Source organism: Actinoplanes sp. CA-131856, assembly GCF_050956135.1.
GTDB lineage: Bacteria > Actinomycetota > Actinomycetes > Mycobacteriales > Micromonosporaceae > Actinoplanes.
Genome location: NZ_CP191849.1, coordinates 3,682,997 through 3,697,592 on the forward strand (window position 1 = coordinate 3,682,997; position 14,596 = coordinate 3,697,592).

The following is a 14,596-nucleotide window of genomic DNA, read 5'->3' on the forward strand; positions in this document are numbered from 1 at the left end:
AGAAGAGCGATGGAACTACGACCGCTTGGCCGTACGGGCGTACAGGTCAGCAAGCTTTGTCTCGGCACCATGATGTTCGGTGAGTGGGGCACCAAGGACCACGACGAGAGCATCAAGGTCATTCACCGGGCGCTCGACGCCGGTGTCAACTTCGTGGACACCGCCGACGTCTACTCGGCCGGTGAGTCCGAGGTCATCGTCGGTGCGGCGCTCAAGGGCCGCCGCGACGACATCGTCCTGGCCACCAAGGCGCACATGCCGATGGGTGACGACCCCAACCACCGGGGCAACTCGCGGCGCTGGATCGTGCGGGAGGTCGAGGACTCGCTGCGGCGGCTCGGCACCGACTGGATCGACCTCTACCAGATCCACCGGTGGGATCCGGCCGTCGACCTCGACGAGACCCTCGGTGCGCTGACCGACCTCGTCCGGGACGGCAAGGTCCGCTACATCGGCCATTCCACGTTCCCGCCCTCGACCATTGTGGAGGCGCAGTGGGTGGCCGAGCGGCGGGGGCGCGAACGTTTCGTGACCGAGCAACCCCCGTACAACATCCTGGTCCGCAACATCGAGAACGAAGTGCTGCCGGTCGCGCAGCGCTACGGCATGGGCGTCATCCCCTACAGCCCGCTGGCCGGTGGCTGGCTGTCCGGGCGCTACACCAAGGACTCGCAGGACGGCCCGGCCTCGCCGGCCCGGCAGCGGCTGGCCAACCGCTTCGACCTGTCGCTGCCCGAGAACCAGCGCAAGCTCGACGCCGTCGAGAAGCTGTCGCGGCTGGCCGACGAGGCCGGGCTCACGCTGATCCAGCTGGCCATCGCCTTCGTGCTGCGGCATCCGGCGATCACCGCCCCGATCATCGGGCCGCGCACCATGGAGCACCTGGAGTCGCAGCTGGCCGCGGCCGACGTCGTGCTCACCGACGACGTGCTCGACCGGATCGACGCCATCGTGCCGCCCGGCGTGACCATCAACCCGGCCGAGAACGGCTGGGTGAGCCCGTCGCTCAACAAAGAGCGCCGGCGACGTCAGGCCGCCTGACGGGACTGTTCGCGGTCGGAGTGGTCGGCGATCAGCGGCCCCACGTCCAGGATCAGCGCGATCTCGCCGTTGCCCAGGATGGTGGAGCCGCTGATGCACCGTACCCGGCTGAACAGGATGCCCAGCGGCTTGATGACCGTCTGCAGCTCGCCCAGCAGGCTGTCGACGACCAGGCCGGTGCGCTGGCCCGACTGCTCGACGATGACCACGTTCTGGCGGCGGGCCGGCGGGCCGGGGATGTTGAACAGCTGCTTGAGGCGGATGAACGGGAGCACCTCGCCGCGCAGGTTCATCACGTCGCGGCCGATCGGGCCCGGTGGCAGCTCCACGCACTCGGTGACGCGGTCGAGCGGGACGATGAACGACGACGTGCCCACCCCGACCAGGAAGCCGTCGATGATGGCCAGGGTCAGCGGCAGCCGGATGCGGATGGTCGTGCCGACGCCGCGGGTCGACTCCATCTCGATGGTGCCGCGCAGCGATGTCACGTTGCGCTTGACCACGTCCATGCCGACGCCGCGGCCGGACAGGTTGGAGACGGTCTCGGCGGTGGAGAAGCCGGGCTCGAAGATGAGGTTGAAGACCTCGGGATCGGTGAGCGGGGTGCCGGCCGCGACCAGGCCCCGTTCGACGGCCTTGGCCAGGATGCGGTCGCGGTCGAGGCCACGGCCGTCGTCGGCCACCTCGATGACGATGTTCCCGGCGTCGTGATAGGCGTTCAGGCGGAGCGTCCCCTGCTGGTTCTTGCCGTATTTGCGGCGCTCGGCCGGTGGCTCCACGCCGTGGTCGAGGGAGTTGCGCACCAGGTGCAGCAGCGGATCGCTGATCCGCTCGACCAGCGCCTTGTCCATCTCGGTGTCGGCGCCCGTGATGACCAGCGCCACCTCCTTGTTGAGCTCCATCGAGACGTCGCGGACCACCCGCTCGAAGCGGCGCAGGGTGGTGCCGATCGGCACCATCCGCAGCGACAGGGCGCTGTGCCGCACCTCGTCGACCAGCCGCATGACCTCGGCCTGGGCCTCGGTGACGGCTCCGGTGATCCCGGTGCTCGACTGGGCGATGACCAGCTCGCCGACCAGGTCGATGAGCTTGTCGAGGCGGCCGGCGTCGACCCGGATGGTGCGGGTGTCGTGCGACCGGGTCTCGGTGGTCCGGCGCTGGCGGGCGAGCGCCGCGTCGACGATGTCGCGCTGCACGATGCCCATCTCGACCAGGAGCTCACCGATCGGCTCGGGCTGCGTGCCCTGGCGTACGGCCCGTTCCTGTTGCCGCCGCAGCGCCTCCTCCATCTCCATCTCGGTGACGGCGCCGCTGGTGATGAGCACGTCGCCGATCCGGTCGTTCTCCGGCATGGCGCGGATCGCCCGCACGTACGCGTCGAGCTCGCTCTCGGCCGGCACGATCCGGATGTCGCTGTCCTCGCGGACGAAGTCGAAGACGGTCTCGATCTCGCTCTTCGGAGCGGCCGTGAGCAGGGTGACGGCGAAGTTCAGATAGCAGGACTCGGCGTCCATCTCGGCCGCGTCGGGCAGGGCGCCGACACCGGTGACGACGTCGGTCACCTCGCCCAGCGACGACAGGTAACGCAGGAACGACAGCGGGTCCATGCCGTTGCGCAGGCAGTCCGGCCCGAAGTTGAGCGTCAGGTGCCAGGCCCTCTCCCGCTGCGCGGGCTCGGCCAGCTCGGCGGCTTTCTCGCTCGCCGTCGTGGTCACTCCGTTTTGGAGGTACGGCTCCAGACCCTCCAGCAACCGCATGCCCTCCGCGGCCTGGGCGCTGTCCGGCTCCATCTGCCCCGCCGCCAGGTTCTCGATCTGGGACGAGATGTGGTCGGTGCACGGCAGGAGGGCGCTGACCAGGCCCGGCGACACGTCCAGGGTGCCGTCACGCACCGAGCCGAGCACCGTCTCGACCACGTGCGTGAACTCGACCAGATGCCGCATGCCGAACAGGCCGGACGAGCCCTTCAGCGTGTGCGCGGCCCGGAAGACCGCGTTCACCGCCTCGCCCCCGCCGGGCTGGTCCTCCAGCTCCAGCAGGCCCTCCTCGAGACCCTGGACGAGGTCGCGGGCCTCGGTCACGAACATGTCGAGCGCTTCGCGCATGTCGTCGTCGAGCGACATCACAGCTCCAGGCGGGTCAGGGCGAGCACCTCGGTCACGGCCGGGCTCGGGTCGACGAACTCCACCGGCACGTGCAGCCGTTCGCCCTCGCGGCGGGCCAGCAACAGCAGTTGCAGCCCGGCGGTGTCGATGTCGCCGACCGGGGACAGGTCGATGCGGACGCCCTCGCCGTCGGCCAGGGCGGCCACGAGGCGCTCCTTGTGCTCGGCGGCGGTCATGATGGTCAGCTCGTCGTCGACCGTGAGCCGGCGTGCGGTCACGGCGCCACCAGCTTGGCCACCGCGCTGAGCATCTGCTCGGGCTGGAACGGCTTGGTCACCCACGCCTTCGCCCCGGCCGCCTGCGCCTGCTTCTTCTTGTCGTCCTGCGACTCGGTGGTCAGCATGATGATCGGCGTGAACTTGTAGGCGGGCAGCTTCTTGGCCTCGGCCACGAAGGTGATGCCGTCCATGTTCGGCATGTTGACGTCCGAGATGATCAGGTGCAGGCGCTGGCCGCCGCTCATCTTGGCCAGTGCGTCCTTGCCGTCGTTGGCGGTGATCACCTCGTACCCGGCGCCCTTGAGGGCGATGCTGACGACCTGCCGCACCGACGCGGAGTCGTCCACGATGAGAATGGTCTTGGCCATGGCCGTCTCCTAGAAGAAGGTGATTTCGGAATCGCTGACCTTGGAGGCCTTCTGCGAGCTGTGCGCCTGGTGCTCCTCGGCCATCGTGTATCGGGACGACAGCTCGTCGAGCAGCCGGCGGGAGTCGAGCGTCGCCGCCACCTCGGGGAAGCGGTTGATGTTGTCCCTCAGGTGCTCCAGCATCTGGCCCACCCGGTCCTGGAACTGCAGGCTGACCAGCGAGTCGCTGATCTCGCCGCGGATGCCGATGGCGGCCCGTTCCAGCTCCTGCGACGAGCCCTGCATGCTCGTCAGCGCGCCCATCAGGTCGTCCAGGACGGCCTGGACCTCGCCGTTGGCGTGGGCCACGGCGTTGCCCTCGCGCTCGGCGCTGGTCTCGGCCGCGGCCAGCACCGAGTTGATGGCCTCGGCCACCCGGTCCACCTTCTCGACCATGCGGGCGCTGGTGTTCTGCGACCGGTCGGCGAGCTGGCGCACCTCCATGGCGACCACGCCGAACGAGGCGCCGACCGCGCCCGCCCGCTGGGCCTCGATGGCGGCGTTGAGGGCGAGCAGGTTGGTCTGCGCGGCGATCCGGGTGACCTCACCCGACATGCTGCGCAGCTCCTCGTTGAGCCCGAGCAGCGAGTGCAGCTCGTTGAGCGACTCGTGCTTGGCCGTCAGCGCCGAGTCGAGGGTGCCGACCACGTCGCCCAGGCGGTCGCGGCTGCGGTCGAACGAGCCGTGCTGTCCCTGGTCGAGGGCGCCGGCCGAGGAGGCCAGCACCGAGTCGAGGTTCTCGACGATGCCGGCGAACGTCTCGGTGAGCTGACTGATCGCGGTCTCCATCTGCGAGCGCGACGAGTCGATCTGGGCCGACCAGACGGGCGCCACCTCCCCGGCGAAGGCGGTCACCTTGTCGGCGTACTCCGGTGGCGGCGCCGTGGCCGGCGTGGTCACCGCCGGTGCCCGGCGGCCGCGCGCCAGATATCCGGCGCCGAACCCGGCGGCCAGCGCAATCGCGCCGATGAGCAGCTCAGCCATGGTGGTGGATCACCTCCGCGATCTGTGGGAGCGGTGTCTCGCGGTCGACGGCGCCGAGCCCGACGGCCTCCCGGGGCATGCCGTAGACGACGCAGGTGGCTTCGTCCTGCGCCACCGTGAACGCGCCGGCCCGCTTCATCTCGAGCAGCCCGCGCGCGCCGTCGTCGCCCATCCCGGTCATGATCACGCCGAGGGCCTCGGGCCCGGCCGCCTTGGCCACCGAGCGGAACAGCACGTCGACCGACGGGCGGTGCCGGTTGACCGGCGGCCCGTCGAAGACGCGGACCCGGAAGCGGGTGTCCATCCGCAGCACCTCGAGATGGCGCCCGCCGGGCGCGACGAGCACGTGCCCGGGCAGCACGGGCTCGCCGTCGGTGGCCTCGCGGACCCGGACCCGGCACATGGTGTCGAGCCGGGCGGCGAAGGCGGCCGTGAACTTCTCGGGCATGTGCTGCACGACGACCACGCCGGGAATGCCGGGGTTGAGGGCGGGCAGCACCTTTTCGAGGGCCTGGGTGCCGCCGGTCGACGTGCCGATGGCGATGATCCGTTCGTCGACGGCGGCCCGCGATCGGAGATGGGGCGCGGCGGTGGCGCCGGCGCCGGCCATGGCGGGGGTACGGGCCGGAGTGCTCCGGGCGCGGCGGCGGGAGCCGGCGGCGGCCGCGGCCCGTACGGCGGCCACGATGTCACCCGCGTCGTCCTGCATGAACTTCTTCAGCCCGGTCTCCGGCTTGGCGATCACCGACACGGCGCCGGCGGCGAGCGCCTCCATCGAGATCTGCGTGCTGCGCTGGGTCAGTGTCGAGCAGATGACCACGGGCGTCGGGCGTACCTCCATGATCTTGCGAAGGAAGGTGAGGCCGTCCATCCGGGGCATCTCCAGATCGAGCACGACCACGTCCGGCCAGGTCTTGTTCATCTGCTCCATGGCGAAGATCGGGTCGGGGCAGGCGCCGATGACCTCGATGCCGGGGTTCTCGCGCAGGCGCGCGGACAGCACCTGGCGGACGACCGCCGAGTCGTCCACGATGAGCACCCCGATCGTCATGCCGGCGGACCGCCTTGGGGGATCGGCTCCAGGGCGCGCATCCAGACCGCGCCGGTGGCGATGTCGAAGATGAGGCGGCGCGCGCCCGTGCCGCCGAACTCACGGACGCTGAGCTTGAAGCCGTACTTCTCGAGCAGGGTGACGCCGGCCTGGATGTTGTTGCCGGCGACGTCGAGCGGGGCCGGCACGCGCAGATGCGGGAACTGCTCGCCCCCGCCGAACATCTTCACCTCGTACTGCTCCGGGGTGGTGTGATGATGGCGTACATCGTGAAGGAACCGGCAGATCGCGCCGTCCGCGTAGCGGGCGTCCGGCGGCCCGTCGCCCTGACGCCGGACCGGCAGCATGTAATGGCACATGCCGCCCACCCGAAGGCCCGGATGCCACAGCGTGATCGAGACGCAGGAGCCCAGCACGGTGTGCACGCGGGTGTCCGGCCCACCGAAGTGGTAGTCGCCGGGATGCAGGAAGACCTCAGGCACGGGCCTCGTCCAACCGGTAGATCGACGGTTCGATCATGCGCAGCTTGGACGGGATCGCGTTGAGCGACTCCGAGCTGCCGATGATCAGATGCCCGCCCGGCACGAGCTGCTCGACCAGGCGGGGGATCAGCGCCCGCTTGGTGTCCATGTCGAAGTAGATCATCACGTTGCGCAGGAAGATCACATCGAACTTGCCGAGCTCGCGGAAGTCGTGGTTGAGGTTGCGGCAGTGGAACTGCACCCGCGAGCGCAGGTCCTTGGTGACGGTCATGAGGCCGGTGTACTCGTCGCGGCCCTTGAGGCAGAACCGGCGCAGCAGCGGCCTGGGGATCTTCTCGGCGGCCGCGATCGGATAGAGGGCGGCCTGGGCGCTCTCCACGATCCGACTCGAGATGTCGGTGCCGACGATCTCGAACGACTGCGGCGGCAGCGTGTCACCGAGGACCATGGCTGCCGTGTACGCCTCCTCGCCGGACGAGCTGGCGGCGCTCCAGAACCGGAACGTCCGGCCGGTCGCCCGCTCCGGGATCACCACCCGGCGCAGATAGTCGAAGTGCTGCGGTTCGCGGAAGAAGAACGTCTCGTTGGTGGTGAGCAGGTCGATCAGGTGCCGCAGCTCGCCCGGGTCGAAACGCTCCCGCAGCAGGCGCACGTAGTCGGAGTAGCCGGGCAGCCCGAGCGCGCGGACCCGCTTGTCGAGCCGGCTCGACACCAGGGCCTCCTTGCCCGGGGCGAGCCGGATGCCGCTGTGGTCGTACAGCAGGCCGGTGATGTAGTCGAAGTCCGCCTTGCTGATCGTCCGCGCGTACGCGATCGGGGCCGTCACGACTCTTCCGTCGGATGCCGCTGGACCGCCTCGCTCAGGCGGACCATGTCGCTGATGGACAGCACGTGGCTGACGTCGAGCAGGATGAGGAAGTCGTCGTCGCGGCGGGCCATGGCGCTGATGTAGTCGGCCCGGATGCCCGCACCGAACGAGGGCGCCGGCTCCAGGTCGTCGGGCGACAGCGTCACCACCTTGCTGGCCGAGTCGACCAGCACGCCGATGTCCTGCCCGCCGGTCAGGCCCTTCTCGTCCGGGTCGAACTCCGCCATCTCGGCCAGTGACGGATCCTCCACGTGCACGATGATGATGCTGGTGCGGCGGCCCACCTCGGTGCGGCCGCGCCCGAAACGGATCGCCAGGTCGATCACCGGCACCGCCCGCCCGCGCAGGTTGATCACGCCGCGGATGAACTCGGGCATCATCGGCACCACGGTCAGCGCGCGATATTCGAGGATCTCCGTCACGTGGAAGATGTCGAGCGCGTACGACTCGGCGTTCAGCGTGAACGTCAGGTACCGCCCGGCCTCGGTAACCGTGTTCATGTCCCCGATTCGATCAGATCCTTTCGCGACCGCGCGGAGGAACAACGACTTAGGCTCGAAAGCCGCTGGTTGTCCGGTATCGGCCCTCGATGCCGAATGCCTTTTCGCCGGATCCGGGGACACTTCCCTCGTTACGATCGCTTCCATGGCCGAGCTGACACACCGTTCCCGCGGCGGATTTCGTGACCTTCCGATCGCCTGGAAACTGCGGGGACTGGCCGCGGTGGTCTGCGTTCTGCTGATCGTCATCGGCGCCGTCGGCATCTATCAGCTCAGCAAGACCCAGGACCGGCTGGCGCATCTCTACAACAGCAACCTGCACGACGTGCGGCTGCTCGGCGAGATCTCCACCGACTACACCGACGTACGCCTCAAGCTGCGCAACGTGGCCATGGCCAGCGGCGCCGCGGCCACCGACACGGCCGTCGACAACCTGGACAACTCGATCGCGAACCTGGACTCGGTGTGGGCGTCGTTCGCGACCTCGGCCGAGGGCGACCGGGACGCGGAGACCTTCAGCACCAACTGGGCCTCGTGGAAGAAGATCGCCGAGGAGAAGCTCAAACCGCTGGCCACCGCCAACCGTACGGCCGAATTCAACGCGGTCATCAGTGCTCAGGTAAGTCCCATTTCCGAGGCGATCGCGACCGCTGTCGACAATCTCATCGCCAAGGACGACGCCGCCGCCAAGCAATCGCTCGACGATTCCTCGTCGGCCTATTCCACGGCGCGGCTCGTGCTGATCATCCTGAGCCTCGTCGCGCTCATCCTCACCTTCACCGTGGTGCAGATGATCACCCGGGCCGTGGCCAATCCGCTCAAGGAGACGGTCACCGTGCTCACCGCGATGGCGCAGGGCCGCCTCGACCAGCGGGTGGCGGTGTCCGGCCGCGACGAGGTGGGCCGGATGGGCACGGCCCTCAACAGCGCGCTCGGCCGCCTGGGCGACACGGTCAGCACGGTCGTCGAGTCGGCCAACCAGCTCAACAGCGCGTCCCTGCAGATCAGCGGCGCCTCGCAGAGCCTGTCGCAGGCGGCCACCCAGCAAGCGGCCAGCGTCGAGGAGACCACGGCCAGCATCGAGCAGATGACCGCCGGTATCGCCCAGAACAGCGAGAACGCGGCCGCGACGGAGGGCATCGCCACCACGACGGCGGCCGAGGCCCAGGAGGGCGGCGAGGCGGTGCAGCGCACGGTGGCGGCCATGAAGGAGATCACCAGCAAGATCGGCATCATCGACGACATCGCGTTCCAGACCAACATGCTGGCCCTGAACGCGACGATCGAGGCGGCCCGGGCCGGCGAGCACGGCAAGGGCTTCGCCGTGGTGGCCAGCGAGGTCGGCAAACTGGCCGAGCGCAGCCAGGTCGCGGCCCAGGAGATCAGCGAGCTGGCCGCGGGCAGCGTGCAGACGGCCGAGCGCGCGGGTGACCTGCTCTCCACGATGATCCCGAACATCATCCGCACGTCCGACCTGGTGCAGGAGATCGCCGCGGCCAGCGGCGAGCAGTCCACCGGGGTACGCCAGATCAACATCGCGATGAGCCAGATCGGCAAGGTCACCGAGCAGACGGCGTCGTCCAGTGAGGAGCTGGCGGCCACGGCCGAGGAGATGTCGGCCCAGACCGCTCAGCTGACGGCCCTGATGGACTTCTTCCACACCGGCGGGGCGTCGTCGCCGCGTCCCACTTTCACCGGCCATTCCGAGCCCCGGGTCTATCAGTCGTGGGATGCCCCGGCGCCGGCCATGAGCGGCGCGAGCACCTCGCCGGCCGATCTGGAGGCGAAGTTCGATCGCTTCTGAGATTGACTGAAGGATCACGATCACGTGGAACGGACCCTTGGGTCCGGTACGTTCTCCGCTATCCGAACCCTTGGGTCCGTTTAGTGTTCGTTGAGCGGAGTGATCATGAACTTGCTGGATGCCGTCCGAACCGTCGAGCCCGTGCTGCGGGCCGAAGCCGACTCGTCCGAGCAGCTTGCCCGTCTCACCCCGGCCGCGGCCCGGGCCTTGCGCGAGTCCGGCCTGTTTCGGCTGGGCGTGCCCCGCGCCCACGGCGGCCTCGAAGTGTCACCCCGGACGTTTCTGGAGGTCAGCGCGGCCGTCGGCCAGGCCTGCCCGTCGAGTGCGTGGGTGCTGATGGTGTCGTACGTGGCCCAGCAGATGGCCGCCTCGTTCGGTGAGCGGGCCCGCGCCGAGCTCTGGGGCGACGGCCCCGACGTCCCGGTCTGCGGCGTGTTCGCGCGGTTCGGCGTCGAGGCCACACCCGCGCCGGGCGGCCTGATCGTCACCGGCCGCTGGGCGTGGGCGTCCGGCTCGCATCAGGCCGACTGGGCCATCGTCGGCGTGCCCGACGCGGCCGTCGCCCTGGTGCCGCTGAAACAGATGACGATCGACGAGACGTGGGACATGGCCGGCCTGCGCGGCACCGGCAGCCACACCATGGTCGCCGACAAGCTGTTCGTCCCCGAGCACCGCATCCGTGGCTTCGCCGACCTGGCCGACGGCAACACCGACCTTGCGGCCCCGCTCTACCGGATCCCGCCCGGAGCGATGACCGTCGTCCAGGCGGCGCCGCTGCTCGGCGCGGCCCGCGAGGTGCAGCGGCTGGTGCTGGAGCTGGTCGGCTCGGGCAAGCCCCTGGCCATGTCGCTGCACAAGCGGGCCGCCGACTCGCCCAGCATCCAGGCCGCCCTGGCCGACGCGGCCATGCTCATCGACACCGCCGAACTGCACCTGGCCCGCTCGGCCGACTGGGTCTTCGCCGCCGACGGGTTCGGCCTGCGGGAACGGGCGAGGCTGCGGATGGACACCGGGTACGCCGTGACCCGGCTCCGCGAGGCCGTGCAGCTGCTGCTCACCGCGGCCGGCGCGAGCAGCCTGGCCCGGGCCAACGTGCTCCAGCGGTACTGGCGCGACCTGGAGACCGGGGCCCGGCACCCGCTGCTCAACCCCGGCCTGGCCCGGGAGATCTACGGACGGGTGCTGGCCGGCGACGAGCGCCCCGTCAGCCCGATGCTGTGAACGCGCGGAAAGTGCTCGGCGCCTTCCCTTCGGGCGTCGTGGTCGTCACCGCGCACGACGAATCGGGCCCGCACGGCTTCACCTGCCAGTCGTTCGTCTCGCTGTCGCTGCAACCGCTGCTGATCTCGTTCGCGCCGGCCCGCACGTCGAGGACCTGGCCCCGGATCCGGGACGCGGGCACGTTCTGCGTCAACGTCCTGGCCGACGACCAGAGGCACGTGAGCGCGGCCTTCGCCGGCACCCGGGCCGACCGGTTCGGCACCGTCGACTGGCACGCGGGCCCGAACGGCGAGCCGATGCTGGGGGGCGCCTGCGCCTGGATCACCGGCCGCCTCCGGAACGAGTTCGACGGGGGAGACCACACCATCGCGGTGGCCGAGGTGACGGCGATGACCGTCGATCCGGATCGCACGCCACTGGTGTTCCATCAGGGGTCGTACGCCGCGGTCCGTCCCTCCGGCGACTGATTGACGGCCCCGTCCGAGCGTGGTGGCATCGCACGATGCGCACCGTGGAACTCAACGGGCCGGACGCTGTACGGTCCTTCCTGACCAGGACCTACGGCCCGCTCGGCATGCGCGGCGGAGATCAGGTGCGGCTGCGCCACCGGCGGGCCGACGCGGGGAGCTTCGCCCTGGACGATCTGGAGCAGTCGGCCGTCCTGGACTTCCGGGTCGAGCCCCGGCGGGCCGTCATCGTCACACGGATGGTGACGGCCCGCCTGCACCGGGCGTGCGCCGGCTCCGACCAGCTCTACCAGCCCGGCGACGTCTTCCTGGGCTCCTATCCGGACCGCTCGCACGTCAGCCGCCTGTGGCCGGGCCACATGATGAACTGCGTCATCGACCCCACGCTGATCGCGTCGGTCGCGGCCACCGCACCCGGACGCCGCCCCGGCCCGATCCGTTTCCTCAGCCTGGCCGCCCGCACGCCGGACGCGGCCGAACACTGGTGGGCCACCCGCTGCTACGTCGCCGACCTGCTCGGCAACCCGTTCGCCGCCGGCTCCCCGTTGCTTGTCGCGAACGCGGCCCACTTGCTGGCCACCACGACGGTGGCGACCTTTCCGAACACGGCCCTCACCGATCCGACGATCGAGGACCGGCACGACGCCAACCCGGTTGTTCTGCGCCGAGCCGTCACGTACATAGACCACCACGCCGCCGGCCCTCTGACCGTGGCCGAGATAGCGGCCGCCGCGCACGTCAGCATCCGCTCCCTGCAGCTGGCGTTCCGCCGGCACATGGAGACGACCCCGATGGCCTACGTGCAGCGCGTCCGCCTCGACCACGCCCACCAGGCCCTGCTCAAAGCCGATCCGACCAACACCACGGTCGCGATGATCGCCGCCCGCTGGGGCTTCAGCAGCCACGGCCGCTTCGCCGCGACGTACCGCCGCACCTATGGCGTCATGCCCCGCATCACCCTGGACCTGCCCGAGGATGCCCGCGCTAACCCCAGAACGTGACCTGGAGGCCGACGGTGCCCTCGGAGTCAGGAACGGAGGTCACGACGAGCAGGGCTACCCAGCCCGATCTGGTGGTGCAGATGGCCATCCCCTTCGTGAAGCGGGTCACCGGTTTGACGGTGGGCCGAGTCTCGACGGCGTCCGAACATCCCTCTTTGCTTCGCGCCTCGACATCGGTGCTCAGCTTGGCGAAGCCCCCGCGTAGGGAGCGCTTGTCACTACGGGGCTCGTAGTAGAGATCCGCGACTCCCACGCTCTGCTCGACCTTGGCCTGGCTCACCTGGATCGACGTGTAGTTCGTCAGCGGAACCTTCAAGTTCTTGACGAAGTCCGGCTCGGGCCCGGCATCCGGCGCACTCGTGGGGGGCTCGGCCTCCGACGTGGCCGGCGGGGCCGGCGTCGGTGTGGCCGACGCCGCGGCCTGCGCTTGGGCGAGTTGCTCGCGAAGGCCGTTGATCTGCTGCTGGAGATCGGCGATCGTCTGGTTGGAACTGTCCACCTGAGCCTCGGCGGAATTGGCCCGCTTGGCCGTCGCGCCCCAGAAAGCGCCCAGGGCCCCGGCGATGGCCGCCAGGAGGCCGATGGCCGCGGTCATCAGCTTGATCCGGTTCTCCCGCCGTTCCGAACGGGACTTGCCCCCGTCGGAGGGAGGCGAGCCCTGGGACGGTTGACCGCCATAGATCGACAACGTCGCTCCCCACGTAGCGGGTGACCAGGTGAAGCGTCAGGTGACTCCTTGATTGTCGGGATCGTCCGCAGCGCGAAAATCTCCGCGTCGATCAAACGACGTGTCGTTCCGCCATCGCTCCGCTCCGTTCGCAGCCGAGCCGGCCCTTTCGCAGGATGCCGTTCCGGCACGAACGCGTCACCAGTCGATCTGGGGGGAGCGGTAGAAGTCGACGCCCTGGAGGGTCCAGCGCGGGCCGTACGAGGCCAGGCGGGTGCGGAACGACTCCCAGTCGTGGCTGGAGGACCAGCCCAGCTCGGCTATGGCGGGCAGGCGCGGGAACGCCATGAACTCGATGTCGTCGATGCTGCGCAAAGTCTCGGACCAGAGCGGCGCCTCCACACCCAGGATGTTCCGTTCGGGCGTGTAGGAGAGCGGGTCCCAGCCGTACGCGTCGTCGACCTCGATGTAGGCGGCCCAGCTCAGGCCCAGACGGGTCGTGGGGTCGTACTTCATGTCCAGGTAGGCGTGGTTGGCGGGGGACAGGACCACCTTCGACGCGTGCACCGGCGTGAACGTCGGCTCCAGGTTCCAGTACTGGAGGACGGCGCCGGCGGCGGCGGGTGCCTGGTCGATCTCGTTCCAGCCGTACGGCGTCTTGCCGTATTTGGCGACCAGCGGCAGCACCCGCTGCTGGAAGGCGATGTAGTCCGCCGTCGGGGTGGCGTGCGCCTCGTCGCCGCCGATGTGCAGGTACGGGCCGGGGGTAAGGGCGGCCAGCTCGCGGATCACGTCCTCGACGAAGCGGTACGTGAGCTCCTTGCCGATGCACAGCGAGCTGTAGCCGACCGCGGTGTCGGTGCGCGGCGGCGGCGCGACGCCGTCGCAGGTCAGCGACGGATAGGCGACCTGGGCCGCGTTGACGTGGCCGGGCATGTCGATCTCGGGGACGATCGTCACGTAGCGGTCGGCGGCGTATTTCACGAGGTCGCGGTAGTCGGCCTTGGTGAGGAAGCCGCCGCCCACCCCGTCCACGCCGGTGCCGGGAGCACCTCCGACCGACGTCAGGCGCGGCCACGAGTCGATCTGGATGCGCCAGCCCTGGTCGTCCGAGAGATGCAGGTGCAAGTAGTTGATTTTGAAGCGGCTGATGTCGTCGATGTACCGCTTGACCTCGGCCGGAGTGTGGAAGTGGCGGGCCAGGTCGAGGAACGCCCCGCGATAGGCGAACCGGGGCTGGTCGACGATCTCGCCGCCGGCCACGACCCACTTGGCCTTCTGTGGCGTGGGGGCGTCGATCGCGGCGGGCAGGAGCTGCCTCAACGTCTGTACGCCGGAGAACAGGCCGGCGTTCTCGCGGGCGCTGATGGTGATCGCGTCTTTTCCGACGGTCAGGCGATATCCGGGGCTTTTGTCCGTACGAAGGGAAATCTTGTTTGATCGTGCCTTGTCGACGACCGGCAGGCGGAAGCCGGTGGCGGGGCGCAGTGCTTCGGCCAAACGAAGAGCGACATTTCGGGCGTTGCGCGGCGCCTCGATGACCGTGCGATCGGTGATCCGGAACGCCGGGCCGTGCTGGCGTACCTGCTGCGGCGCCGGGATGACGCTGCTCAGGGCGATGGCCGGGGTCTCGGCGGGCGCCTGCGCGGAGGTCAGCGGCAGGGCGAGCGCGAGCAGGGCGGCGGCGATGATGCGCATCCTCCGACCATAGACGTGCCTC

At 69.6% G+C, this 14,596-nt stretch carries 14 protein-coding genes and 1 pseudogene; 5 read left to right on the top strand and 10 right to left on the bottom strand.

All coding sequences use genetic code 11. The features are described from left to right. Positions 1 to 9: 9 nt before the first annotated feature. Positions 10 to 1,041, top strand: coding sequence for an aldo/keto reductase (locus ACQP2X_RS17125; protein ID WP_498698111.1), 1,032 nt, complete (start codon positions 10 to 12; stop codon positions 1,039 to 1,041). Here ACQP2X_RS17125 and ACQP2X_RS17130 read toward each other — a convergent pair. The 8 genes from ACQP2X_RS17130 to ACQP2X_RS17165 are packed head-to-tail and all read right to left on the bottom strand — an operon-like array spanning position 1,029 to position 7,716. Next, positions 1,029 to 3,164: a chemotaxis protein CheA gene (locus tag ACQP2X_RS17130; protein ID WP_498698114.1), complete on the bottom strand. Its 2,136-nt coding sequence runs from the start codon at positions 3,162 to 3,164 to the stop codon at positions 1,029 to 1,031. The two genes, ACQP2X_RS17125 and ACQP2X_RS17130, sit on opposite strands and share 13 nt — an antisense overlap. Further along, complete coding sequence (locus tag ACQP2X_RS17135) at positions 3,164 to 3,424, bottom strand: STAS domain-containing protein (protein WP_498698117.1); 261 nt, start codon at positions 3,422 to 3,424, stop codon at positions 3,164 to 3,166. Before ACQP2X_RS17135 ends, ACQP2X_RS17130 begins: the two co-directional genes overlap by 1 nt. Next, a complete protein-coding gene (locus ACQP2X_RS17140) occupies positions 3,421 to 3,792 on the bottom strand; it encodes a response regulator (RefSeq protein ID WP_498698120.1) in 372 nt (123 codons plus the stop codon). Before ACQP2X_RS17140 ends, ACQP2X_RS17135 begins: the two co-directional genes overlap by 4 nt. A 9-nt stretch (positions 3,793 to 3,801) precedes the next feature. Continuing rightward, positions 3,802 to 4,815, bottom strand: coding sequence for a methyl-accepting chemotaxis protein (locus ACQP2X_RS17145; protein ID WP_498698123.1), 1,014 nt, complete (start codon positions 4,813 to 4,815; stop codon positions 3,802 to 3,804). After that, positions 4,808 to 5,866 (bottom strand): protein-glutamate methylesterase/protein-glutamine glutaminase, encoded by a 1,059-nt coding sequence (locus tag ACQP2X_RS17150; RefSeq protein WP_498698125.1) that lies wholly within the window; start codon positions 5,864 to 5,866, stop codon positions 4,808 to 4,810. Before ACQP2X_RS17150 ends, ACQP2X_RS17145 begins: the two co-directional genes overlap by 8 nt. Continuing rightward, positions 5,863 to 6,348 carry a hypothetical protein gene (locus ACQP2X_RS17155; protein ID WP_498698126.1) on the bottom strand — a complete coding sequence of 162 codons (486 nt, stop codon included), beginning with the start codon at positions 6,346 to 6,348 and terminating at the stop codon, positions 5,863 to 5,865. The genes ACQP2X_RS17150 and ACQP2X_RS17155 overlap by 4 nt, the downstream gene beginning before the upstream one ends. Beyond that, positions 6,341 to 7,174, bottom strand: a complete 834-nt coding sequence (locus ACQP2X_RS17160; RefSeq protein ID WP_498698128.1) for a CheR family methyltransferase — start codon at positions 7,172 to 7,174, stop codon at positions 6,341 to 6,343. The genes ACQP2X_RS17155 and ACQP2X_RS17160 overlap by 8 nt, the downstream gene beginning before the upstream one ends. Continuing rightward, on the bottom strand, positions 7,171 to 7,716 hold the full coding sequence (locus ACQP2X_RS17165; RefSeq protein WP_498698129.1) for a chemotaxis protein CheW: 546 nt from the start codon (positions 7,714 to 7,716) through the stop codon (positions 7,171 to 7,173). The genes ACQP2X_RS17160 and ACQP2X_RS17165 overlap by 4 nt, the downstream gene beginning before the upstream one ends. A 247-nt stretch (positions 7,717 to 7,963) precedes the next feature. Between ACQP2X_RS17165 and ACQP2X_RS17170 the strand changes: the two are divergent. From ACQP2X_RS17170 to ACQP2X_RS17185, 4 genes and pseudogenes are all read left to right on the top strand, one after another. After that, positions 7,964 to 9,520: pseudogene (locus ACQP2X_RS17170) on the top strand (methyl-accepting chemotaxis protein); the annotation flags it as partial. Positions 9,521 to 9,625: 105 nt separating this feature from the next. After that, positions 9,626 to 10,741: an acyl-CoA dehydrogenase family protein gene (locus ACQP2X_RS17175; RefSeq protein ID WP_498698130.1), complete on the top strand. Its 1,116-nt coding sequence runs from the start codon at positions 9,626 to 9,628 to the stop codon at positions 10,739 to 10,741. Next, a complete protein-coding gene (locus tag ACQP2X_RS17180) occupies positions 10,738 to 11,208 on the top strand; it encodes a flavin reductase family protein (protein WP_498698132.1) in 471 nt (156 codons plus the stop codon). Before ACQP2X_RS17175 ends, ACQP2X_RS17180 begins: the two co-directional genes overlap by 4 nt. A 35-nt stretch (positions 11,209 to 11,243) precedes the next feature. Further along, positions 11,244 to 12,209: a helix-turn-helix transcriptional regulator gene (locus ACQP2X_RS17185; RefSeq protein WP_498698135.1), complete on the top strand. Its 966-nt coding sequence runs from the start codon at positions 11,244 to 11,246 to the stop codon at positions 12,207 to 12,209. On the opposite strand, the gene ACQP2X_RS17190 is transcribed toward ACQP2X_RS17185, so the two are convergent. Together ACQP2X_RS17190 and ACQP2X_RS17195 are read right to left on the bottom strand one after the other, a co-directional pair. Beyond that, positions 12,193 to 12,897, bottom strand: a complete 705-nt coding sequence (locus ACQP2X_RS17190; protein WP_498698137.1) for a hypothetical protein — start codon at positions 12,895 to 12,897, stop codon at positions 12,193 to 12,195. The two genes, ACQP2X_RS17185 and ACQP2X_RS17190, sit on opposite strands and share 17 nt — an antisense overlap. Before the next feature lie 177 nt (positions 12,898 to 13,074). Continuing rightward, positions 13,075 to 14,574 carry a beta-N-acetylhexosaminidase gene (locus ACQP2X_RS17195; protein ID WP_498698139.1) on the bottom strand — a complete coding sequence of 500 codons (1,500 nt, stop codon included), beginning with the start codon at positions 14,572 to 14,574 and terminating at the stop codon, positions 13,075 to 13,077. Positions 14,575 to 14,596: the final 22 nt, after the last annotated feature.

Bases quoted from the DNA above. Each gene is read 5' to 3' on its own strand.
- ACQP2X_RS17150 (WP_498698125.1), bottom strand. From the start codon at position 5,866: ATGACGATCGGGGTGCTCATCGTGGACGACTCGGCGGTCGTCCGCCAG.
- ACQP2X_RS17125 (WP_498698111.1), top strand. From the start codon at position 10: ATGGAACTACGACCGCTTGGCCGTACGGGCGTACAGGTCAGCAAGCTT.
- ACQP2X_RS17140 (WP_498698120.1), bottom strand. From the start codon at position 3,792: ATGGCCAAGACCATTCTCATCGTGGACGACTCCGCGTCGGTGCGGCAG.
- ACQP2X_RS17185 (WP_498698135.1), top strand. From the start codon at position 11,244: ATGCGCACCGTGGAACTCAACGGGCCGGACGCTGTACGGTCCTTCCTG.
- ACQP2X_RS17175 (WP_498698130.1), top strand. From the start codon at position 9,626: ATGAACTTGCTGGATGCCGTCCGAACCGTCGAGCCCGTGCTGCGGGCC.
- ACQP2X_RS17165 (WP_498698129.1), bottom strand. From the start codon at position 7,716: ATGAACACGGTTACCGAGGCCGGGCGGTACCTGACGTTCACGCTGAAC.
- ACQP2X_RS17145 (WP_498698123.1), bottom strand. From the start codon at position 4,815: ATGGCTGAGCTGCTCATCGGCGCGATTGCGCTGGCCGCCGGGTTCGGC.
- ACQP2X_RS17130 (WP_498698114.1), bottom strand. From the start codon at position 3,164: ATGTCGCTCGACGACGACATGCGCGAAGCGCTCGACATGTTCGTGACC.
- ACQP2X_RS17195 (WP_498698139.1), bottom strand. From the start codon at position 14,574: ATGCGCATCATCGCCGCCGCCCTGCTCGCGCTCGCCCTGCCGCTGACC.